Raw genomic sequence first — 20939 nt, forward strand, 5'->3', positions numbered from 1 at the left:
GGAGCATATGAAAAAGCAGTCTGCTCAAAAAGCGGCTGCTTTTTTCTTATATATAAGGAAGGTGAACGAGTTGTCGATGAGGGTTAAGCCGATTATGATTTTCCTGCATGGCGGAGGAGTAAGCAGCTGGATGTGGCAGGAACAGATACAAACATTCAAGGAAGCGTATGAATGCTATACGCCTGATCTTATTGGTCACGGGACAAGAGCAGATGAACAGTCATTTTCTATGCGAGAAAGTGCTCTTGAAGTCGTCTCGTTGATCAAGCAGCATGCGCAAGGCCGTCAAGTGATACTCGTTGGCTTCTCTCTAGGAGCACAGATTGCCGTTGAGGTGTTATCAAAAGAACCTGACATCGTAGACATAGCCGTCATTAACAGCGCTCTTGTGAAGCCGCTGCCATGGCTTTACTTGATGGTGAGACCTCTTTTACCTCTTACGTATCCATTATTAAAGAAAGATTGGTTTATCGAGCTCCAAGCTGAAAAGATGGGGCTCCCAAAGGATGTACTCAATCACTATATGGCGGATTCAAAAAGTTTGCAGAAGAAAACCCTTCTGACGATGTTTCAAGAAAATCTCCATTACAAGCTCCCAGACACGTTTCAACAAGCAAAGGCACGAATTCTTGTCACAGTGGGAGAAAAGGAGAAAGGCATTATGAAACGGTCAGCAAAGAAAATAACGAATTCCCATCCGCAGGCAGCAGGTGTCATTGTTCCCGCTATTGGGCATACATTTACGTTTGAAAAGAAAGAACTGTTTATGGATATGGTTCAATGCTTTATAGAAGAACGTGCGTTACCAGTGGAGTTAAAGGAAATCAAATAAGCGAAAAATAAAGACAGGCATAAAAGAGGCAGCCAGATCTTAGAATCTATATGATAGAGGTATAAAACGCTTACAGATGAGCTGCTGTCTGACTGATAGCTCATGAGATATAGAAGGAGGAGCTATGAGTAAAAACTATATCATATTCGGTGCAAGTCAAGGATTAGGGGATGCTTTTGTGAAGGGTCTTCCTTCAAGCGGAGATACAGTGTGGATTGTGTCACGAAGTGAACCGAGCAGTTTGAAATTAGATGACGGTGTACATAGAATTTGGCTGAAAGTTGATTTATCAAGCCAATCTCATATTCCACAGATGATCGAAGCATTGGGGAACAAAACCATTGATGTCCTCATCTACAACGTCGGCTTATGGGAAAAACGAGGCTTTGAAGATGATTATTCATTTGATCATGATCAGCCAGAGGATATTGCTCATTTAATCAATGTGAATGTCACCTCAACGATTACATACATCCAAGCACTGCTTCCGAACGTCAGAAAATCGAAGAATGGAAAAATCATCGTGGTTGGCTCAACTGCGGGGCTTGATCATACAAACCTGCCACAAGTTTCTTTTGTCGCATCTAAGTTTGGTCTGCGCGGAATTGTGAATGCACTAAGAGAGCATGTGAGAAAAGATAAAATATCCGTTACCTGTATCAATCCGGGTGAATTGGCAGCGGAGGTACCATATGAAGATGGAGCCGAGAAAGCGATCGCTCTGTACGATGAAACGAGAATTCCTGTACAGGATATTGTGGAGCTTGCGAGATGTGTGATTCATTTATCAAGGGTATCTTGTGTAAAAGAAATCAACGTCCCAGCCATGTCAGATTTGAATGCATAATATCAAATAGACCACCCGCTAAAAAAACGGGTGGTTTCAGCGTGTAGACAAACTCTCGCATTCGTTGTCAGTCCTGCATGCTGGTGCTCACGAATGACAAATTCGCTCCGCGCCAGTACTCGTCCTTCCTAGAATTCAAAGGTTTTCTATCACGCTGAAAAGGAGACAAAGGGCTAAAATCAAGATCGTTTTAACCCTTTGTCCACAATCTGAGACCACCCCTAAAAACGGGTGGTTTTTTATTTTATGATGAATGCTGCTGAAGGGTTTGATAAACAGCTTCAGTCAAAATCTCAATGCCAGTAAAAATAGCAGAACGGTCGAATGTCATATATGGATGATGTAGACCAGGCTTTAGATCACAGCCTAAACCAAGCATCGTGGATTTGATATGCGGAAGCTTTGCAGCATAAAAGTGAAAATCCTCTCCACCTGTCGTTACGAGCGGCGGATCGAGCTGCTCTTTGCCTAAAACCTTTTCAATGGCTTGAGACATCATCTGGACGGCTTCCTCATTCAAAGTTGCGGCAGGTAGACGATGATCTGTTGAAAGTGAAATGGAAGCGCCAAAGGCATCTGCTACAGAATGTACGGCTCTTTCAATTTCTTTTTCTAGTTCATCCATCACTTCATTTGTTTGTGCTCTGACATCTAATGTAAAAGAAGCTTTGCCAGGGATGATGTTTGAACTGCCTCCGCCAGCATGTAGGTTGGTCATTTTTACAGAATGTGCAACTCTTGGGTCGACATGGATATGCGCGAGTCTTTGCACGAGGGTAGAAGCCACTTCAATGACGTTGACCCCTAGATGCGGGCGTGCACCGTGGGCTTCCTCACCAATAATTGTGCCGATGTAATGATTACTCGATCCATGCAAAATCGCAGGTGCGCAGCGTCCGTTTAATGTTTCTTGAATTGGGCGCACATGTACTCCGTATAAGTAATCTACGTCTGCTAGCACACCTTCTTCAATCATTTTCAACGCACCGCCGCCTTTTTCCTCAGCAGGCTGAAAAATGAACCGGATGGTGCCGTTTGGGAGCTCTTTTTCTTTTAATGCCATGAAGGTGCCGAGAGCCATTGTCATATGTGCATCGTGACCACATGAATGATTGGCTTGAAACTCACCATCTACTTCCTGCCAAAGTGCATCAATATCGGCTCTCACCGCGACCACTGGTGAACCTTCTCCAATTTCACCGATCACTCCTGTACAGTCGTCAAATGTTCGAGTTTGACAGCCTATTTTCTTCAATAAGTCCTCAAGATAAGCCGTCGTATTCGTTTCTTCCCAGCTGATTTCAGGGTGAGCGTGCAGGTGTTCAAAGATGTCTTTCACCGTTTGCTGCATGTCGTTTGTCAAAGTTGTCATGAATAGCCTCCTTGCTGACAGAAAATCTGTCAAAATATTCTTTTAGTGAAATAATATTGATCTTAAATATCATCAGTGTTTATAATATAACACATCATTTGATTATTCTGAAAATTAAGTGAAATTCCGATCGGGACAAAGGGGTTTTGACACATGAAAACAGCAGCAGTATCACCACCAGAGAAACAAAAAAGAAAACTTCAAATGCCGGATGCGTATGTTCTCTTATTTATCATTGCGCTCATTTGTACCATTGCCACGTATTTTGTGCCAGCAGGTGAATTTGACCGAAAAACATCAGGGGAGATTACAACAGCTGTTCCTGGCAGCTATCACCGCATTGATCAATCACCCGTAAGTCCAGTGGGCTTTTTTACAGCTATTCAGGAAGGGATGGTAGGGTCTTCTTCTATTATTTTTCTCATTTTATTTACTGGCGGAACCATTGCCATTTTGGAGAAAACAGGTGCCATTAACGGAATGATTCATCATGTCATCAGCAGATTTCAAACAAAGCAATTATTGTTTATTTGTATTGTTGGAGGATTATTTTCAGTACTGGGAACGACCGGGATTGTCGTGAACTCTGTTATCGGATTTATTCCAATCGGGATCATTGTGGCAAGATCCTTGAAATGGGATGCTGTAGCAGGAGCGGCGGTCATTTACATCGGCTGTTATGCCGGGTTTAACGCAACCATTTTGTCTCCATCCCCACTCGGGTTATCTCAGACGATTGCAGAGCTACCGATTTTTTCTGGCATTGGCCTGCGTGTCATTATATATCTTTGCTTTCTTATATCTAGTATTGTGTACATCTATTTATATACAAGACGCCTCAAGAATAAAGAGAAGGGAAGCCTTCTGGGTGATCAATGGTTTCCTGCGAAGGGGCTTGGCGGATCTGATGCAGAATCTGTGGACAAGCCTGCATTTACGGGCAGACATAAATTGATTTTAGCAGTGTGTGGATTGTCTCTTGGGGGCTTCTTATATGGCGCGCTTCAGCTTGGCTGGACTGATAAGGAAATGGCAGGAGTCTTCATTTTCATGGCGATTGCGGCTGGATTGCTTGGTGGATTAGCAGCCAATGATATTGCGAAAACGTTTATCGTCGGCTGTCAAAGCCTTGTTTACGGCGCACTCATTGTTGGAATGGCACGCTGCATTTCTGTCATTTTGGAAAACGGTAAGCTGCTTGATACCGTGGTCAATGGCTTGGCAAGTATGCTGACAGGATTTAGTCCAATTGCTGGTGCGATTGGGATGTACATTGCGAGTGCACTTCTTCACTTTTTGATTTCATCAGGATCAGGAGAAGCGGTTGTCTTTATTCCAATTCTTGCGCCACTGGCTGATTTAATGGGCATCACAAGACAGGTCGCTGTAGAAGCGGTCATGCTTGGCGAAGGGGTGGTTAACTGTATCAATCCGACGTCAGGTGTGTTGATGGCTGTGCTTGCTGCAAGTGGTATTCCTTATGTGAAGTGGCTGCGTTTTATGGTGCCGCTTGCACTCATTTGGTTTGTCATTGGCCTTGTCTTTATTTGTATCGGCGTGATGATCAACTGGGGACCTTATTAATATATATAAAGCTGCTGACTATGGTTTGGCAGCTTTTTTCTTGTGGAAATATGCATGGGGACAGCGCTTTGAAAATATAATAAGTGTGTTCACAAATTCGCTACATATTTTTTTTGAGCAACCCCCTTGCAAAAGTTTGTGAAGTGTTGCACAATAAGAATGTGAAATACTTCACATACAAAAAACAACCTAGTTTTACTCAGGAGGATGAGATAAATGACAAACGAAAAAGTAAACAAAGTAGCACTTATTGGAGCAGGTTTTGTAGGTAGCAGTTATGCCTTTACATTAATAAATCAAGTGATCACAGATGAATTGGTTGTCATCGATTTGAATCAAGATAAAGCAATGGGTGACGTGATGGATTTAAATCACGGGAAAGCATTTGCTCCGCATCCGGTGAACACATGGTATGGAGATTATGAGGATTGTAAGGATGCAGACATTGTATGTATCTGTGCTGGAGCAAACCAAAAGCCAGGTGAAACGAGACTTGACCTTGTGGAGAAAAACTTAAATATATTTAAAGGCATTGTAGATAATGTGATGAAAAGTGGATTCGATGGTATTTTCTTAGTCGCCACAAACCCTGTTGATATTTTAACATATGCGACTTGGAAATTCAGTGGACTTCCAAAAGAACGAGTGATCGGCAGTGGAACTACACTTGATACCGCAAGATTTAGATACATGCTCAGCGAGTACTTTGACGCAGCGGCACACAATGTGCATGCGTATATCATTGGAGAGCATGGCGATACAGAGCTTGCTGTTTGGAGTCATGCGAATATCGGAAGTGTACCGATTACAGAATTAATGAAGAAAAATGATCAATACAAACAAGAAGATTTAGATGAGATGATGGAAAATGTTCGTCATGCCGCTTATCAAATTATTGAGAAAAAAGGCGCTACTTACTACGGTGTAGCGATGAGTTTGGCCCGCATAACAAGAGCGATTCTGCACAATGAAAACAGTATTTTGACTGTCAGCACTTACTTAGATGGAGAGTACGGAGCAGATGATGTCTACATTGGTGTACCTGCCCTTGTGAATCGAAATGGCGCAACAGAAGTGATAGAGCTTGCACTGAATGATACAGAAAAAGAACAATTCGCGCACAGTGTGAATGTGTTAAAAGAGATTTTGGCTCCTCATTTTTAATCAAAAGCAACCTATCTGAGCAGAAAAGGATGAATCACTATGTGGCAGCAAATATATAATCCGTTTGGTAATGATTTCGTGAGTGCATTGGTAGCCATGCTTCCAATTTTGTTTTTCCTACTTGCATTAACCGTTTTTAAGTTAAAAGGTGTTTTAGCCGCTTGTTTTACCTTAATTGTCAGTTTTGTCACAGCGGTTTTCTTCTTTCATATGCCAATTGAAAAAGCGTTATCTGCTGTGCTGCTCGGTATATCTAATGGGCTGTGGCCGATTGGATATATCGTCATCATGGCGGTGTGGCTCTATAAAATAGCTGTAAAATCTGGTAAATTCGATGTTATTCGTTCTAGTATTGCAGGAATCTCTCAAGATCAACGTCTTCAGCTCTTATTAATTGGTTTTAGTTTTAACGCATTTTTAGAGGGAGCCGCTGGGTTCGGTGTACCGATTGCGATTAGTGCCGCTCTTTTAACAGAGCTTGGGTTTAAACCGCTGAAAGCTGCGATGCTTTGCTTAATCGCCAATGCTGCGTCTGGCGCATTTGGTGCTGTGGGTATCCCAGTCATTACAGGAGCGCAAATGGGCAATATGACGCCGCTTGCGTTGTCTCAAACCCTTGTGTTTACGATTCCGTTTATTTCATTCTGTATTCCGTTCCTCCTTATTCTCATTGTGGACGGATTCAAAGGGATTAAAGAAACGCTCCCTGCCTTGCTTGTTGTGAGTGGAAGCTATGCCATTTTACAAGCTGTCACAATGGTGACAATGGGTCCTGAGCTTGCCAATATTATTTCAGCTTTAGCAAGTATGGGGATTTTGGCTTTATTCCTTCGAAAATGGCAGCCGAAACACATTTATCGTGAAGAAGGAGCACCAGCTATTGAACAGAAACAAACGTATCGCGGCGTTGAAGTGCTGAAAGCATGGTCTCCGTTCTATATTTTAACTGCTGTGATTACGGTATGGAGTCTGCCAGCATTTAAAGCATTGTTTGCTGTAGGAGGCCCGCTCAACTGGACAACCATTTTAGTGAAAATGCCATTTTTACATCAGCAAATTGTGAAATTACCACCAATTGCGCAAACAGCAACACCTATTGATGCGATCTTTAAAATTGATGTGATCAGTGCAACGGGTACGGCCATTCTGATTGCAGTGATGCTGACAGGTTTGTTTAGCAGACATATTACATTAAAAGAAGGCGCTGCCTGCTTAAAAGCATCAGTGAAAGAGCTTTGGGTACCAGTTCTCACCATTTGTTTTGTCATGGGCTTTGCCAACTTGGCGAACTTCGCTGGTCTAAGTTCAGCCATTGGGCTTGCACTTGCCAAAACAGGCGATTTGTTCCCGCTTGTCAGCCCAGTGCTTGGCTGGATCGGGGTGTTTATTACAGGATCTGTCGTGAGTAACAACGCATTATTCGGCAACCTTCAAGCAGTTACTGCTTCTCAAATCGGCTCACAGGCTGGTTTGTTAATCGGAGCAAATACAACGGGCGGGGTCATGGCGAAATTAATTTCTCCACAATCTATCGCCATTGCTACAGCAGCAGTTGGAGAAACAGGTAAAGAATCTGAACTCTTCCAAAAGACTGTGAAGTACAGCTTTATCCTGCTCGGCATAGTGTGTGTATGGACATTCATTCTTGCTCAATTTGTATAGGTTGATAGACTAAAAAAGACTGGGACAGCTCTCAGTCTTTTTAGCGTGTAGACAAACCCTCGCATTCGTTGTCAGTCCTGCGTGCTGGTGCTCACGAATGTCAAATTCGCTCCGCGCCAGTACTCGTCCTTCCTAGAATTCAAAGGTTTTCTATCACGCTGAAAAGAAGACAAAGAGCTAAAATGAACTCCATTTTAGCCCTTTGTCAACAATCTGAAAAGACTGAGATTTCCTCAGTCTTTTTCTTTATGTCGATTCCCTTGTCACGAGCCGGGTAGGTAGCTGGATATGTTCACGCTGTAATGGTTTTTGGTCTTGCAGGAGCTCGATCATTTGCTGCACAGATCGCTGGCCTAGCTCTACGATCGGGATGTCAATTGTGGTGATCGTTGGAGCTGTCACCTCGCAAATGTCTTGATTGTCATAGCCGATCACCGCTAGATCCTTAGGAATGTGATAACCATATGAAATGGCTTGTTTAATGAGCCCAGCAGCGACTTGATCATTACCGGTGAAAATAGCATCAGGTGCATTTTTCATGTCGTGGATGATATCCATTAATCGAAAGCCGTCTTCAATGGTGAAGGCCTCACCGAACAACCAATCGTCATGCAGCGGCAAGCCGTGGGCGGAAAGAGCGTCGAGATAGCCCTGTTTCCTTTGTTTCTGCGCTTCACTGCTTTCTGTATCAAAGCAAAACCCGATCGATTTCCGCCCCGACTGAATCAAGTAGTCAACTGCTTTATAGGCAGCTTCACGCTCATCGTATCCAATAATCGGAATGTCTGCTGTTTGATGATATTCATTCGCCATGACAATGGGGCCGTTCGTTAAAAATGGCTCAATCTTTTCCCACGGATTTTCTAATGCCCCTAAAATGACTCCATCTACTTCTCTTCTTTTTAATAATTGAAGCCCTTCAAGCTCTAAAGATTCCTGATAAAACGTCTGAAGCACGATGGCTTTATAGCCTTGGTCCAATGCTTCTTTTGAAATGCCTTTAATTAATTGTGCAAAAAAAGGATGGTCCACAGCTGGGACAGACACAGCAATAGTTTTTGTCTGATGTGAACGTAGAGTGCGAGCTGCTGAACTCGGTGTATATTCCATTTCCTTCATCACCTGTAATATGAGCTGGCGCTTTTCCTCTGATACATAAGGATGATGATTCAGCACTCTGGAAACGGTGGTCGTTGAAACCCCGCAGCGTTTGGCAATTTCATAAATTGTACACATATTAACAAATCCTTTACACAAAGTTATTGTTCTGAAATCGATAACATCATTTACAATGTGAAACAAGTTAAATATTAACTAATGGAATTGATTAATTGGAGGGAATGGAATGCAAATATTGACGAAGATATCAGGTAAAAGCAAGGATTATCTTCCTTTGCTGGATATGATCAATCAAGGTGTTCAAGTAAAGTCTGATTCAGTTGAGAAGCACCTAGCAAATGAAAAGCTGGTGACGTTCCTTGAGCAAGATATAGGACGCACTGGCTTGGAAAAAATTCTCTTCCATTATAAACAAAATAAGGAAAAAAAGATACCGTTTCTACCAGTCGATAAACTGATTTCAGAGGATGAGATCGATGACATTATGCAGGTGCTGAAAGAAGTATTGAGCTCTGGCCGTTTTACTTCAGGACCATATATTCCGGCGTTTGAAAAGCAGCTCGCTGAGTATTTAGGGAAGAAATATGTTATTGCCACGTCAAGTGGAACTGATGCCCTAATGATCAGCCTCATATCAGCAGGCGTCCATCCAGGAGATGAGGTCATTTTGCCAGCGAATAGCTTTGCTGCAACAGAAAATGCAGTGCTTGCAATTGGGGCTGTTCCGGTCTATGCCGATATTGATCCAGATACTTACTGCATGGCACCGAGTGAAATAGAGAAGCATATCACAGATCAAACGGCATGCATTCTTCCGGTTCATTTATATGGAAAACAAGCGGATATGAAGGCGATCTCGGCGATTGCGAAAAAGCATGGGCTGAAAATCATTGAAGATGGCTGTCAGGCGATCGGCAGCACCGGCCTTGGCGCATATGGAGATGGGCTTGTTCTTAGCTTTAATCCATACAAAAACCTTGGTGTTTGCGGCAAGGCGGGAGCCATCGCGACAAATGATGAAGCCTTAGCAGAAAAATGTATGGAAATCAGCTATCACGGCTTTGAAGTAGGAAAGAAAAATGTCAAACGCAGTGACTATGGCTTTAATTCGAAAATTGATAATTTGCAGGCGGCGATTGGACTCGAACGCATGAAGTATTTAGGATTACAAAACTTTAAACGTTTCTACTTAGCAAAGCGCTACATTGACCAGCTGCAAACGCTAGAGGATGAAGGATACTTGAAGCTTCCGAAGCTGACAGATGATCATGTATGGCATTTGTTCCCGATCAGGGTGCTGAAGGGAGAACGAGATGAGCTTGCCGCGAAATTGCTGGAAATGGGCATAGAGACAGATGTTTATTACCCAATCCTATCGCATCAGCATCAAACAAATCTCGTTTCTCAAAAGTATAAACGGACGACACTGCCGCACACGGAAAAAGCAGCACAGCAATTACTTCACCTGCCGCTGTATCCAGGCATGCCACTGCAAGATCAGGAGAAGGTCATCGAGGGGGTTCATCATGTTATCAAGTCTTCCATTCAATAAAAAACTGCTAAATCAGCCTAAAAATCCGAAGTGGATCGTCTTCTGTGATTTTGATGAAACCTATTATTCTCACGAAATGACAGAGGAGCAGCGAGAGGATGTCAAGCGGCTGGAGGCTTTTGTGGCAGAAAAGAGCGAAGCAGGACAGCTCATGCTTGGCTGGGTGACGGGAAGCAGCCTTGATTCTGTGACGAGCAAAATGGAAAAAGGCGGTTTTCATCAATTCCCGCATTTCATTGCATCGAACTTAGGGACTGAGATTGTGTATACATCAGATGCTCATTTTGGACAGCCAGATGCGGAGTGGATGAAGCGTCTGGATGCGCAAGGATTCTCAGATGAAAAAATTGAAGACATCCTCGAAACCATACGTGAAAAGGGAATTCATCTCAGGCCGCAAACGCAGCTGGGCAGCTCAGGGTATAAGAAGAATTTCTATTATCAGGAGCAGGATGAACGGACAGATCTTCATCATCTATCATTCATCCAAACATTAGCCAAAGAGCGCGGGGTGGCGGTCAACATCAACAAATGCAATCCGCTTGCAGGAGACCCTGCGGATTGCTATGATGTCGATTTTTTACCAGTCGGCACAGGGAAGGATGAAATTGTCCGCTTTATGCTGAACCAATATGATTTATCGAAAGATCAGGGCTTTGCCTTTGGAGATAGTGGAAACGATTTGCGGATGCTTCAATCCGTCAAGCACGGTTTCCTTGTCCAAAATGCGACGGCCGAAGCCAAGCGGCATCATCATCAAATTTGTCATCATGGGTATGCAAAAGGAATCTATGAAACACTGAAAACAGTGATGTATAAACATGAGGAGGCACATTCATGAAGAAAATTGGAATTGTTGGAGCAGGGAATATTGCAAAAGCACATGCAAGAGCATTATCAACGATCAAAGGTGCAGAGTTATCAGGTGTCTATGATTTACACGAGTCAGTTGCACAGGGATTCATAAAACAGTACGGCGGACGTGTGTATTCAAGTATCGAAACTTTAGCAGATGCATCCGATGGGTTGATCATTGCATCCCCGAATTTTTGTCACAAAGACCATGCCCTTCAGGCACTAAGAGCAGGACAGCCCATTTTATGTGAAAAGCCGATGGCTGTGTCGCTTAAGGAAGCGAAGGAAATGGTGGAGACAGCCAAACAGTTCCAGGTTCAAGCCAGTATGGGCTTTAACTATCGTTACTTATCCTTTGTGAATATTTTGAAGAACTTGATTGCGAATGGTGAATTAGGCAGGATTTTAACGGTCAGGACGCATTTTAAGAAAAACAGTGCCCTCAGAAGAAAGACATTTTCATGGAGAGACAGCAGTGAGAGTCTGCGTACGAGCGGTGCATTAGGGGATCTTGGCATTCATTTAATTGATATGTTGTGGTACTTATTTGGCAGTGAGATGAAGAAAGAATCACTTAATACCAAGATGCTCACGCATGTAAAGGAAAAAGAAGAGAAAAAGGTACAGGTGGATGATCACACCGAAATTTTCGGTCAGATGGAGAATCAAGTGTTCTTTCACTTGGTCACATCCAAAAGCACGCAGCCTGAGGAATGCGGATTCAGTGTAGAAGTCGTTGGTCATGACAAGGTATTCAAATACCATACGAACATGAAAAACGAATATGAGATCAGCGATGGCTTGTGTGTGGAGCGCCATCAAATGCCGCAAACCTTGCTGACAGATCCGCCAAATGAATTTTATGGATGGTCTGATACGTTCCGTGACCAGTTGATGCACTGGGTGAATACAGATCCATATCCATCTCATATGAAAGTCGCTGATTTTGTAGACGGGTATCGCGCACAGGCTGCGCTTAATACATGCTTCGAGAGGGAAGAGGCGGTCGAGTCTGCTCGGGCATATTAAAGAGGTGGAGCGGAGGATATCAAAACTCCGCTCCTTTTTAGAGGAAGTGAAAAGATGAAAAAAGTATTTTATTTTGGCTGTGTCTTTTATTTTTTTATTGGGACCATTCATGTGTTTTTTGGCAGCTTAACTCCTTATTTACTGGCTAGTTACGATAAGGGTCCCGGGGAATTATCTTCTTTAATCTTTTTTCAGTTTATTGGTTTTTTGACAGGAGTTCTGTTATCCCCCATCCTTGTGAGGAAAAAAGGCTATGGCGCTGTTCTGACTATGGGGCTTTTGCTGATGATTGGATCACTTCTGCTTGGGCTTTTGGTGCCGGGCTGGTCAACTCTTGTGCTGGCAGGTTTTTTTCTTGGCAGTGGAGCAGGCAGTCTTGAGACAACAGCAGGAGCGTATGTGATTTCGATGGCAAACAGTGCGAAGCGAATCAGCATCATGGAGGTCTTCTTTGGGTTAGGAGCGCTATTATCTCCACTTGTGATTTTACTGACTGTCAACGAACAGACGTGGCACTATGTGTTTTTATTTCAAGTCGGTGCACTAACTTTCTTCCTTATGCTTTGGATTGCTTTTATGAACAAATTGCCTCGTGGACAGATGATTTCTCCTTCCAATGGGGTGAAAAAACCGTCCTTACTTGTTGATCGAAACAATCGAATCATTGTGGTGATCATGATTTGCTTTGCCTTTTTCTACGCAGGGATTGAAACGAACTTTGCGAACTTTTTGCCGTCGATTATGCTGGAGAAGGGAGGAGACAATTGGGGACTCTTTGCAGTCTCCACTTTCTGGACAGCCATTGTCATCGGCAGAACAGTGATTGCGAGAAAAGCAGATCATTTGCACCCGCTGCGTTTTTTAAAGCTAAGTGCAGCACTCATGATTCTGCTGCTCGTGATCTTTGCGCTGACAACACACATCACCGCTCAGCTGCTTCTCATCTTTTTCATCGGCCTGTGTGCAGCTGGTATGTTCCCAATCGCACTGACTGCATCTGCATTAATGATTGAAAATGCCATCGACGAGGCCACGAGTTACTTTATTGCAGCCGCAAGTTTAGGCGGAGCCTGCTTGTCCTTCTTGATCGGCTTTAGTCTTGAATGGGCAGGAGCAGCAAGTGCCATCTTTGTTTTCGCCTTCTTAGCTGTTCTTTTATTTGCAGCTGCGATTCAAATGAATCGTGTGAAGAAAAAAGAAACCGTTCTCCCCAAGCAGTCGGCACTGAAAGCAGATCAGTAAGCGATATCCACTCTTTCCCCTAAGTCCGCCTGAAAAGATGACAAGGACTTGTACTAAACCACTAAGCGTTTGAATAATATGTACAAGTCAGCATCAAAAGGAGGACGTCTATGTGGCGGTGTTTTTTGGTTATATCTTTTTAGGGTTGTCACTTTCAGCGCCTGTTGGGCCAGTCAATGCAGCCCAAATCGATAGAGGGATTAAAAGTGGCTTTTGGCATGCGTGGATTTTTGGTGTGGGGGCAATGGCTGCGGATATTGTCTATATGCTCCTCATCTATTTTGGTGTCGCCCAGCTTTTGACTGCACCTCTTGTGAAAACCTTTTTGTGGCTGTTCGGCTTTTTCGTTCTAACTTATACGGGGATTGAAAGTCTGCGTAAAATCAATTTGCAGGAGAGCCCAAAAAAGGATGGTGGAAACACGTCGATTGGTCAGTCGTTCATGACGGGGTTTTTCATTTCTCTTTCCAATCCGCTCAGTATTTTATTTTGGCTGGGCATCTACGGCAGTATTTTAGCCAATACGATCGAAAAGTATGGGGCATCTCAAATGCTGATGTACAGCATGGCTATTTTTATCGGCATGTTGATCTGGGATTTCAGCATGGCGCTACTGGCGAGTTCGTTTAGGCGCTATTTAAGTGAACGTGTCTTACATGGCTTATCCGTGCTTGCAGGCTTATCTTTACTTGGTTTCGGCGTTTATTTTGGGTATCAAGGGATCATGGCATTGATTGGGTAGAAAAGCAGACTGACATGTCAGTCTGCTTCAGACCGTAGACAAACCCTACCTTTACTTCAAGTAAAAGTGGGGTTTTCACATTTTTTTTGAAAAACATCATGTGTTTTACGCTGGACATGGTACTTTCCATGTCCAGTTTGCTAGTTTTTTAAGGTTCATGGCAGCGAAAGTAAGCATCGCTTGCATTGAAACTTTTTTTAGTCCACGAAGTTTCGTCCAACGCATACCATGCTTTTCTTTTGCATCCGCAAAAACGCGTTCAATCGTTTCTTTCCGTTTTGCGTAGATGCTCTTATTTATTTCAGTGAGTCTCAGATTGTCTGCTTCATCTAGATAATCCTGCCAAATATGCCGATGAATTTGTTTGGTGTGGTTTTGACTTTGGGTACAGTTATCTAAAAACGAGCAGGACTCACATACTTCTGAATCGGATACATATTGCTTATAGCCTTCTCTAGTCGTTGTACGATAAGAGAGAATTTGCCCGTTGGGGCAAATGTAACAATCAAAATATGCATCATATACGTATTCATTCTTTTTCAAATAACCAGCTTTTGTTCTTGGACGAGTGTAGGGCATGACAGGTCTTATCTCTTGATCCATTAAGAACTTAGCGATGTAAGGTGTTTTATATCCCGCATCTACTGCGACTACATTTGGTTTTCCGACTTTCTCTGTCACTTTTGATACGAGTGAATCCAACATACGACTATCATGAACATTTCCGCCTGTGACCAGCGAGCCTAAAATAAATCCTTTTGAATCACACGCTGTATGAAATGAATAAGCAAATGACTTTTCACGTTCATCCTTTACATAATAGCCACTCTCTGGGTCAGTTGTACTGACCTTGATTTCTTTTGTTTCTTCTTTATTCTGTAGGGGTAAGGGCTTTTTTCCATGTTCTTCACGATCAATATTGATCTCTTCATGAAGCTGATTTTGATAACTTCTTGTCTCAACTCGAACGATTTTCTTTTCAAGTTTTTTCTTATTGGCGTTCGCTTTGACATGAGTCGAATCAATGAAGGCGATAGACGGGTCAACGAGCCCTTTTTTCATCGCTTCTCTTAAGATTCGATAAAAAATTTGTTCGAATAAATCTGTATCGTGGAAGCGTCTCACGTAGTTTTTACCGAAGGTAGAAAAGTGCGGAATTTTCTCCGAAAATCCATACCCAATAAACCAACGATAAGCCACATTGGTTTCAATTTCTTTAATGGTTTGACGCATGGAGCGAATGCCAAATAGATATTGGATTAAGACCATCTTAATGAGAACAACAGGATCAACACTTGGTCTACCATTATCAGAACTATAATGATCTTTGACAAGATCATAAATGAAATCGAAATCGATTGCTTGTTCAATTTTCCGCACAAGATGATCTTCAGGCACTAATTCATCTAAAGCCACTACTTCTAATTGATTTCTTCTTTCTTCTTCACGTTTCGATAACATGTTTATCCCCCACAGATTATTGTTATTACCCTTATTATACAAAAAAGCTTGTAGACTTTGTCTACAAGCTGAAGCAGACTGACATGTCAGTCTGCTTTTTTGTAATGATTGACAGACATAACACATTCTTGAATAATGGTGAGATATAAAAGAAATGCAAGGAGCTTTGCAAATGCGTATGTTTCTTCCAGTATTCAACTATGTGTGCATGCTGATCTTATCAGTGATCTCAGCAACATTCGTATATACCCTGCTATTTATCCCGGCTGAAGCAGGCTTTGGTTATGTGGAGATGACGAGTCTACTCATTTTGATCGCTTATGTGGTATTTGCTACTCCGATTCAGCTTGTTTTACACCGGCATCCTAAAAGGTTTCGAGGGCGCGACTTACTTGTTTATTTTCTTGCGGCTTGGATGGTTTGTTCTGCGTTAGCACTGTGGATTGATTATGGACTGGTTGTGTTCATTAGCTACAAAGTCTATCTGTTTAGCTTTTGCTCAGCCCTCATTTATTGGGTGCTCGATTCTGTCTTTTTGATGAAGAACCGATCATAGGGAAGATACAAAAAACGCCCTATTAAAAGAAGCGGCATGGCGTGAAAGACACACATACATGCTCCATTTGAATGAGAACTTCCACCTCTTGAATGCGCATGGAAAGTCGCTTAGGGACAGTCACCACAGCCTTTTTTTCTCATAGGCTATGGAGAAGACGCTAAAACGAGGTGGAAGGAAATGGCCCAGTTGTATGCAAAAAGTTGCCTTGATCAAAATCTACGATCACTAGAAGAATGGAAGCAGGATGCTTTTACGCTATTTGGAGAGATGGTAGGAGATGAGGCAGATACATTCCCTTGTGTCCCAGGAAGACAGGGATTTTTTCTCGATCATTTACGCTATGGGTTTGTGGGTGATCCAAGAAAAGAGGAAGCTGTTGAAGAATTAGCGCAGCTGCTGAGAGAATATCAAAGCTGTGCGAAAGAAACGGGTCAATATGCTTCATTTATATGCTTTTTTGAAACACCGCAGGATTTAAAGGAAAGTTCAATTGATGAGTTTGAGCAGCAGTTTTGGTCACTGCTTCAACGACTGCATCAGAAAGATGAAGTGGCGTGGCCTGAGGATATTCCACTAGATACTCATCATCATGAGTGGGAGTATTGCTTTCATGGGGAAGCGTATTTTATTTTATGCTCCACACCGGCTCATAAGCTGAGAAAAAGCCGCCACTTTCCTTATGTCTTAATGGCATTTCAGCCTAGATGGGTGTTTGAGAAATTGAATGGATCGACCAAGTTTGGTCAAAAAATGAGTCAGCTCGTTCGCAAGCGGCTCAAAGCGTATGATGAGGTCGGGGTTCACCCATCATTAAAATGGTACGGTGATCCGACCAATCATGAATGGAAGCAATACTTTCTCCCAGATGAAGAGGCGGAGAAACCTGCCTCCGCCAAATGTCCTTTTACTGCATTAAAAAACATGATGAAATTATGATGCGGTCTGATCCTGCTGCTTCCACTTTTTCCTCATAAATAGCACCATGACGGCAATCACTGCAATGATCCCAAGGCTGATAAAAAAGCCGGGTCGTCCGCTTGCCTCTGTTAAAGTGCCTGAAATGGCGGCTCCAATCAAGAGAAGCGCAAGAAACATTTCGCACGTTTGGCGAGTGGATGGCTTTGATAGTTTTTTACTTGAGAACAGAATGAAGACCCATGTATACAGAAGGGTAAGACCGGCTGCTGTTGTGAGATGCTCGTAGATGTGTTTGGACAAAAAGAGTGCAAGCAAAATCGACACAATTAATCCAGCAGCCGTTAAAATAATCGAAGGCCAACCGACATGAGATGGGTCTTTTTGTTTAAAACAAGCAGGTGCATCTTGATGCTCCGACATCGTGCCAAGTAACGTCGTGACTGCATAGAGAGAGGCAACCAATGTTGAAAAGCCGGCAATTATGAAAATGCCATTAAAGATATGAAGAAAGATCGATAAATGAAATGGATCTAATGATGTAATAAATGGACTGCTGTTCTCGTTAAAGGCTGTCACCGGGACAAGGAGGAGAGCAAGACCAATTGAGACGATATAGATGACCGCTAGAATGATCAGCATGACACGTCCAGATTTTGCTGCATCCTTCGGGTCTTTTAAATGAACCGCCATCAGCCCCATGACCTCAATTCCCCCAAATGCATAAAACGCATAAATCAATCCATTCCAAAGACCAAGTGCACCGAGCGGCATCCATTCGTGATCTTTGTTTGGCAGATGCAGGGTCGGTTTATGATCTGTCAGAATGCCGAATAACACCAGCACTGCAAGAATCATAAACAGAAAAATCGCCGCTGTCTTGAGTACCGCAAGGACATTTTCTGTCTTTTGAAAAGAAGAGAGCCCTATGATAATCACGAGCAGGGCAAGAGCAGAATAAATGGCAGAAAACACCCAGAGCGGCACAGATGGAAACCAGTGTCGTGTAAAAAGGGAAATCGCTGTTAACTGACTTCCTGTAATGAGCATTTCTGCGAACCAATACACCCAGCCATTGCTAAACCCTGCCCAGCGTCCATATGCTTTACGAGCATAAGAGCAAAACGACCCTTTATCAGGGTTATCAGCTGTCATCGCAGCCAAATGTTTAAAGACGAGATAAGTCCCAACCGCAGCAAGTAAAAAAGAGATGCAGACGGAAAAACCGGACTTCGTAATGGCAATGCTGGAACCAAGGAAGAAACCAGTGCCAATCGTACAGCCGACTCCGATGAGAGAAAGCTGCCACCAAGATAAAGTTTGTTCTTCTTTCAATGCATGTGCAACACCTTTCTGTTTCAATGACATTAGCTTGTGACCGCCTCTTTTTTTTATACATGATCAAAAGGACGTTTTGGGCATACTGTCAAGGAAAGGAGTGCATGTGATGAACGGAGAATATGTCATTTTACCAAAGGGCAGACTCGGCTTTCGTTTAGGAAAAGGCCAATGTATGCGGGTGGTTGATGTTGAAGGACAGCAAGTAGCAGATGTAATGGCCTATCATGAAAAGGATTTTTATGAAAAATTTGACCAAGGTGCGACAATGGACAGCCTATTTTCGTCAAAGGTAAAAAAAGGCGATAAGCTTTATTCTAACTTATACAAACCGATGTTTACGGTCATTGAAGACACAGTCGAATGCCATGATTTATACATGCCCGCCTGCCGGCAAGAAATGTATCAGCTTTTATATGGACGGACGCATTTAGAGGTCATGCATACATGCTACGATAATTTGCGGAATGCCTTTGAACCATTTGGGATTCCGAAGGAGGATATGTACTATCCTTTTAATGCCTTTATGAATACAGTCATTGATGAAAAAGGAAAGCTGTCTGTGGAGCTGCCAAAATCTCTTCCCGGTGATTACATTCGTCTGCGAGCCGAAATGGACCTCATTGTGGCCGTATCCGCATGTCCTGCTGATATTGGAAAGTGTAATGGCGCAAGCTGTACATCGATACGGGTTGAAATTGATTGAAAAAGAAAAGGGCCAGTCCGTATAGACATGGTCTTTTTCATTTGTGAATGTTTGATCATGAATGAAATAGGGGAACGTTTAACAAAATGTTCTTCCTGAAAACATGATATAATGGAGATTCAAAAAACGTTGTCAAATCAATGAATTCAGAGTAAAACCTGTTCTCTTCATGTAGAGGATGCTTAGGAGGAAAAGTGTATGAGTTTGCAGAAAAAAATCAGCCAAGAGTTGCATGTGCAGCCCTCAATTGACCCGAAGCAGGAGATCGAAAAACGGGTTGGATTTTTAAAGGACTACTTGAAAAAAACCGGTGCGAAAGGATTCGTCCTCGGCATTAGCGGCGGGCAGGATTCAACGCTCGCTGGCCGTCTTGCACAGCTCGCTGCATCTGAACTGCGTCAAGAAGGAAAAGAAGATGCCGTCTTTATTGCGGTGCGTCTCCCGCATGGCGTGCAGCAGGATGAAGGTGATGCACAGCTCGCTTTATCATTTATTCAGCCGGACAAGTCGTGGAAATATGATATTGCGCCTGCCGTGACGGCATTCAGTGAACAATATCAAAAAGACACAGGCGGACCGTTGTCTGACTTTAATAAAGGGAATGTCAAAGCACGCATGAGAATGATCGCGCAATATGCTGTCGGGGGAGAAGAAGGATTACTTGTCATTGGTACAGATCATGCAGCCGAAGCAGTCACTGGGTTCTTCACGAAGTATGGTGACGGCGGTGCAGACGTTCTCCCGCTCACAGGTCTGACGAAACGCCAAGGACGGACGCTGCTAGAAGCGCTGCAAGCACCAGAGCGTCTATACTTAAAGAAACCAACAGCCGATCTGCTGGACGACAAACCTCAGCAAACGGATGAAACAGAACTCGGCATTACGTATAATGAAATTGATGATTACTTAGAAGGTAAGCCCGTGTCAGAACAAGCAGTAGAAGCGATTGAAAAGCGCTATGTTCAATCAGAGCATAAACGTCAAGTACCCGCTTCTATGTTTGATGACTGGTGGAAATAAGAAAGAGGCCTCTCCAGAAGATGGAGAGGTTTCAGGCTGTCGAGAAAATCTCGACAGCTTTATTTTTTTCCTTAAAGTTTCCATCTCCAAATTTTATAATAGAGATAAGTCCACTAAAGGAGGTGTTTTTTCTTATGTTCCACACTAGAAATTCTTCTCAGCACGAGCCGAATTTGTATTACTAGATCAACTGGTCAAAGAGGATCACCTGCTTTGTAAAATTGATCAGTACATTGATTTTTCATTTATCATAGACAAAGTCAAACCTTATTATAGTGAGAATAAAGGTCGTCCTTCTCTTGATCAACTTATTTTGTTTAAAATGATATTTATCGCATACCTGTACGGTATCCGTTCCGTATCTTGATCGATTGGATCACCAAATCACCCGATTTGATTTTCAAGTAGAAGCGTTTGCCATTGATTCTGGTTATTTGACAACATCAATCTGTAAAGGATTTATCCGATCGCCGCATTTTTGGTGTCATCGCACATAGACGCTTTCATCGAACAAGAGGAAATTCCAGTATCATTTTGAACAGGATCATTACATATGCCCAAATGGTGAAAAGCTATCATATACGACAACTGACCGAAAAGGTTATAGGTACTATAAATCAGACCCTAAAAAATGCGTTTCTTGTCCGTACAAGATCGAAAAATCATCAAAAAGTGATCTCAAGACATGTATGGGAGGAACAAAAAGAAAAGATTAGACAAAATCGTCTGTCTATCTCTGGAAAAAATTTATATAAAAAGAGAAAAGAAAAAATAGAGCGAAGCTTTGCAGATTCAAAACAACTGCATGGGCTTCGCTACTGTTGGTTGAGGGGAAAACAGAATGTGAGTGTGCAAGTTCTTCTCACAGCTGCGTGCCTGAACATGAAAAAGATTGCCACAGACCTAGCCAAGCTAGGCTAGGTCTGTGGGAGGCCTTTTT

At 42.8% G+C, this 20939-nt stretch carries 18 protein-coding genes and 2 pseudogenes; 16 read left to right on the forward strand and 4 right to left on the reverse strand.

The annotated features are described in order from the left end of the window. Nucleotides 1-7 precede the first annotated feature (7 nt). Together NKR21_RS01635 and NKR21_RS01640 are read left to right on the forward strand one after the other, a co-directional pair. Nucleotides 8-832: an alpha/beta fold hydrolase gene (locus NKR21_RS01635; protein WP_144457176.1), complete on the forward strand. Its 825-nt coding sequence runs from the start codon at nucleotides 8-10 to the stop codon at nucleotides 830-832. 124 nt (nucleotides 833-956) lie between these two features. Then, on the forward strand, nucleotides 957-1679 hold the full coding sequence (locus NKR21_RS01640; protein WP_144457174.1) for an SDR family NAD(P)-dependent oxidoreductase: 723 nt from the start codon (nucleotides 957-959) through the stop codon (nucleotides 1677-1679). A gap of 244 nt (nucleotides 1680-1923) precedes the next feature. On the opposite strand, the gene NKR21_RS01645 is transcribed toward NKR21_RS01640, so the two are convergent. Next, nucleotides 1924-3051 carry a M20 peptidase aminoacylase family protein gene (locus tag NKR21_RS01645; protein WP_144457172.1) on the reverse strand — a complete coding sequence of 376 codons (1128 nt, stop codon included), beginning with the start codon at nucleotides 3049-3051 and terminating at the stop codon, nucleotides 1924-1926. Nucleotides 3052-3204: 153 nt separating this feature from the next. Between NKR21_RS01645 and NKR21_RS01650 the strand changes: the two genes are divergently transcribed. From NKR21_RS01650 to NKR21_RS01660, 3 genes are all read left to right on the forward strand, one after another. After that, a complete protein-coding gene (locus NKR21_RS01650) occupies nucleotides 3205-4635 on the forward strand; it encodes a YfcC family protein (protein WP_012008846.1) in 1431 nt (476 codons plus the stop codon). 216 nt (nucleotides 4636-4851) lie between these two features. Beyond that, complete coding sequence (locus NKR21_RS01655) at nucleotides 4852-5799, forward strand: L-lactate dehydrogenase (protein WP_012008847.1); 948 nt, start codon at nucleotides 4852-4854, stop codon at nucleotides 5797-5799. A 39-nt stretch (nucleotides 5800-5838) separates the two neighbouring features. Then, complete coding sequence (locus tag NKR21_RS01660; protein ID WP_144457170.1) at nucleotides 5839-7461, forward strand: L-lactate permease; 1623 nt, start codon at nucleotides 5839-5841, stop codon at nucleotides 7459-7461. A 246-nt stretch (nucleotides 7462-7707) separates the two neighbouring features. Here NKR21_RS01660 and NKR21_RS01665 read toward each other — a convergent pair whose 3' ends face one another. Beyond that, nucleotides 7708-8697, reverse strand: a complete 990-nt coding sequence (locus NKR21_RS01665) for a LacI family DNA-binding transcriptional regulator (RefSeq protein WP_119124378.1) — start codon at nucleotides 8695-8697, stop codon at nucleotides 7708-7710. A 109-nt stretch (nucleotides 8698-8806) separates the two neighbouring features. On the opposite strand from NKR21_RS01665, the gene NKR21_RS01670 reads away from it, so the two are divergent. The 5 genes from NKR21_RS01670 to NKR21_RS01690 all read left to right on the forward strand — a co-directional run bounded on the left by NKR21_RS01670 (nucleotide 8807) and on the right by NKR21_RS01690 (nucleotide 14000). Next, nucleotides 8807-10132 carry a DegT/DnrJ/EryC1/StrS family aminotransferase gene (locus tag NKR21_RS01670; protein WP_144457168.1) on the forward strand — a complete coding sequence of 442 codons (1326 nt, stop codon included), beginning with the start codon at nucleotides 8807-8809 and terminating at the stop codon, nucleotides 10130-10132. Beyond that, nucleotides 10107-10973: an HAD-IIB family hydrolase gene (locus tag NKR21_RS01675; RefSeq protein WP_144457165.1), complete on the forward strand. Its 867-nt coding sequence runs from the start codon at nucleotides 10107-10109 to the stop codon at nucleotides 10971-10973. Before NKR21_RS01670 ends, NKR21_RS01675 begins: the two co-directional genes overlap by 26 nt. After that, a complete protein-coding gene (locus tag NKR21_RS01680) occupies nucleotides 10970-12016 on the forward strand; it encodes a Gfo/Idh/MocA family protein (RefSeq protein ID WP_012008852.1) in 1047 nt (348 codons plus the stop codon). The genes NKR21_RS01675 and NKR21_RS01680 overlap by 4 nt, the downstream gene beginning before the upstream one ends. Nucleotides 12017-12070: 54 nt before the next feature. Continuing rightward, complete coding sequence (locus tag NKR21_RS01685; protein ID WP_144457163.1) at nucleotides 12071-13258, forward strand: MFS transporter; 1188 nt, start codon at nucleotides 12071-12073, stop codon at nucleotides 13256-13258. Nucleotides 13259-13370: 112 nt separating this feature from the next. Beyond that, nucleotides 13371-14000, forward strand: coding sequence for a LysE family translocator (locus NKR21_RS01690; RefSeq protein ID WP_012008854.1), 630 nt, complete (start codon nucleotides 13371-13373; stop codon nucleotides 13998-14000). A gap of 105 nt (nucleotides 14001-14105) precedes the next feature. On the opposite strand, the gene NKR21_RS01695 is transcribed toward NKR21_RS01690, so the two are convergent. Beyond that, a complete protein-coding gene (locus NKR21_RS01695; protein ID WP_012008915.1) occupies nucleotides 14106-15461 on the reverse strand; it encodes an IS1182-like element ISBpu1 family transposase in 1356 nt (451 codons plus the stop codon). A gap of 172 nt (nucleotides 15462-15633) precedes the next feature. Between NKR21_RS01695 and NKR21_RS01700 the strand changes: the two genes are divergently transcribed. Both NKR21_RS01700 and NKR21_RS01705 read left to right on the forward strand, forming a co-directional pair. Next, the gene (locus NKR21_RS01700; RefSeq protein WP_144458552.1) at nucleotides 15634-16017 is read left to right on the forward strand and encodes a UPF0715 family protein; all 384 of its coding nucleotides are present in this window, start codon (nucleotides 15634-15636) and stop codon (nucleotides 16015-16017) included. A 180-nt stretch (nucleotides 16018-16197) separates the two neighbouring features. After that, nucleotides 16198-16956, forward strand: a complete 759-nt coding sequence (locus NKR21_RS01705) for a YqcI/YcgG family protein (RefSeq protein ID WP_144458553.1) — start codon at nucleotides 16198-16200, stop codon at nucleotides 16954-16956. On the opposite strand, the gene NKR21_RS01710 is transcribed toward NKR21_RS01705, so the two are convergent. Further along, nucleotides 16951-18303: an amino acid permease gene (locus NKR21_RS01710; protein ID WP_012008857.1), complete on the reverse strand. Its 1353-nt coding sequence runs from the start codon at nucleotides 18301-18303 to the stop codon at nucleotides 16951-16953. The two genes, NKR21_RS01705 and NKR21_RS01710, sit on opposite strands and share 6 nt — an antisense overlap. A gap of 79 nt (nucleotides 18304-18382) precedes the next feature. Between NKR21_RS01710 and NKR21_RS01715 the strand changes: the two genes are divergently transcribed. The 4 genes and pseudogenes from NKR21_RS01715 to NKR21_RS01725 all read left to right on the forward strand — a co-directional run. After that, on the forward strand, nucleotides 18383-18979 hold the full coding sequence (locus NKR21_RS01715; RefSeq protein ID WP_012008858.1) for a DUF1989 domain-containing protein: 597 nt from the start codon (nucleotides 18383-18385) through the stop codon (nucleotides 18977-18979). A 198-nt stretch (nucleotides 18980-19177) separates the two neighbouring features. After that, nucleotides 19178-19999 (forward strand): ammonia-dependent NAD(+) synthetase, encoded by an 822-nt coding sequence (nadE, locus tag NKR21_RS01720; protein ID WP_012008859.1) that lies wholly within the window; start codon nucleotides 19178-19180, stop codon nucleotides 19997-19999. 190 nt (nucleotides 20000-20189) lie between these two features. Then, a pseudogene (locus tag NKR21_RS21325) lies at nucleotides 20190-20360 on the forward strand (transposase); the annotation flags it as partial. Next, a pseudogene (locus NKR21_RS01725) lies at nucleotides 20350-20920 on the forward strand (transposase); the annotation flags it as partial. The pseudogenes NKR21_RS21325 and NKR21_RS01725, both read left to right, overlap by 11 nt. Nucleotides 20921-20939: the final 19 nt, after the last annotated feature.

Origin of the sequence: Bacillus sp. 1735sda2, assembly GCF_024159245.1 — a bacterium.
In the GTDB taxonomy this organism is placed as follows: domain Bacteria; phylum Bacillota; class Bacilli; order Bacillales; family Bacillaceae; genus Bacillus; species Bacillus pumilus_O.

What these genes read in the sequence shown, in the direction of transcription:
- NKR21_RS01640 (WP_144457174.1), top strand. Translation starts at nt 957, where the DNA reads ATGAGTAAAAACTATATCATATTCGGTGCAAGTCAAGGATTAGGGGAT.
- NKR21_RS01685 (WP_144457163.1), top strand. Translation starts at nt 12,071, where the DNA reads ATGAAAAAAGTATTTTATTTTGGCTGTGTCTTTTATTTTTTTATTGGG.
- nadE (WP_012008859.1), top strand. Translation starts at nt 19,178, where the DNA reads ATGAGTTTGCAGAAAAAAATCAGCCAAGAGTTGCATGTGCAGCCCTCA.
- NKR21_RS01665 (WP_119124378.1), bottom strand. Translation starts at nt 8,697, where the DNA reads ATGTGTACAATTTATGAAATTGCCAAACGCTGCGGGGTTTCAACGACC.
- NKR21_RS01695 (WP_012008915.1), bottom strand. Translation starts at nt 15,461, where the DNA reads ATGTTATCGAAACGTGAAGAAGAAAGAAGAAATCAATTAGAAGTAGTG.
- NKR21_RS01680 (WP_012008852.1), top strand. Translation starts at nt 10,970, where the DNA reads ATGAAGAAAATTGGAATTGTTGGAGCAGGGAATATTGCAAAAGCACAT.
- NKR21_RS01705 (WP_144458553.1), top strand. Translation starts at nt 16,198, where the DNA reads ATGGCCCAGTTGTATGCAAAAAGTTGCCTTGATCAAAATCTACGATCA.
- NKR21_RS01710 (WP_012008857.1), bottom strand. Translation starts at nt 18,303, where the DNA reads ATGTCATTGAAACAGAAAGGTGTTGCACATGCATTGAAAGAAGAACAA.
- NKR21_RS01675 (WP_144457165.1), top strand. Translation starts at nt 10,107, where the DNA reads ATGTTATCAAGTCTTCCATTCAATAAAAAACTGCTAAATCAGCCTAAA.
- NKR21_RS01715 (WP_012008858.1), top strand. Translation starts at nt 18,383, where the DNA reads ATGAACGGAGAATATGTCATTTTACCAAAGGGCAGACTCGGCTTTCGT.
- NKR21_RS01655 (WP_012008847.1), top strand. Translation starts at nt 4,852, where the DNA reads ATGACAAACGAAAAAGTAAACAAAGTAGCACTTATTGGAGCAGGTTTT.
- NKR21_RS01660 (WP_144457170.1), top strand. Translation starts at nt 5,839, where the DNA reads ATGTGGCAGCAAATATATAATCCGTTTGGTAATGATTTCGTGAGTGCA.
- NKR21_RS01645 (WP_144457172.1), bottom strand. Translation starts at nt 3,051, where the DNA reads ATGACAACTTTGACAAACGACATGCAGCAAACGGTGAAAGACATCTTT.
- NKR21_RS01650 (WP_012008846.1), top strand. Translation starts at nt 3,205, where the DNA reads ATGAAAACAGCAGCAGTATCACCACCAGAGAAACAAAAAAGAAAACTT.
- NKR21_RS01635 (WP_144457176.1), top strand. Translation starts at nt 8, where the DNA reads ATGAAAAAGCAGTCTGCTCAAAAAGCGGCTGCTTTTTTCTTATATATA.
- NKR21_RS01700 (WP_144458552.1), top strand. Translation starts at nt 15,634, where the DNA reads ATGCGTATGTTTCTTCCAGTATTCAACTATGTGTGCATGCTGATCTTA.
- NKR21_RS01670 (WP_144457168.1), top strand. Translation starts at nt 8,807, where the DNA reads ATGCAAATATTGACGAAGATATCAGGTAAAAGCAAGGATTATCTTCCT.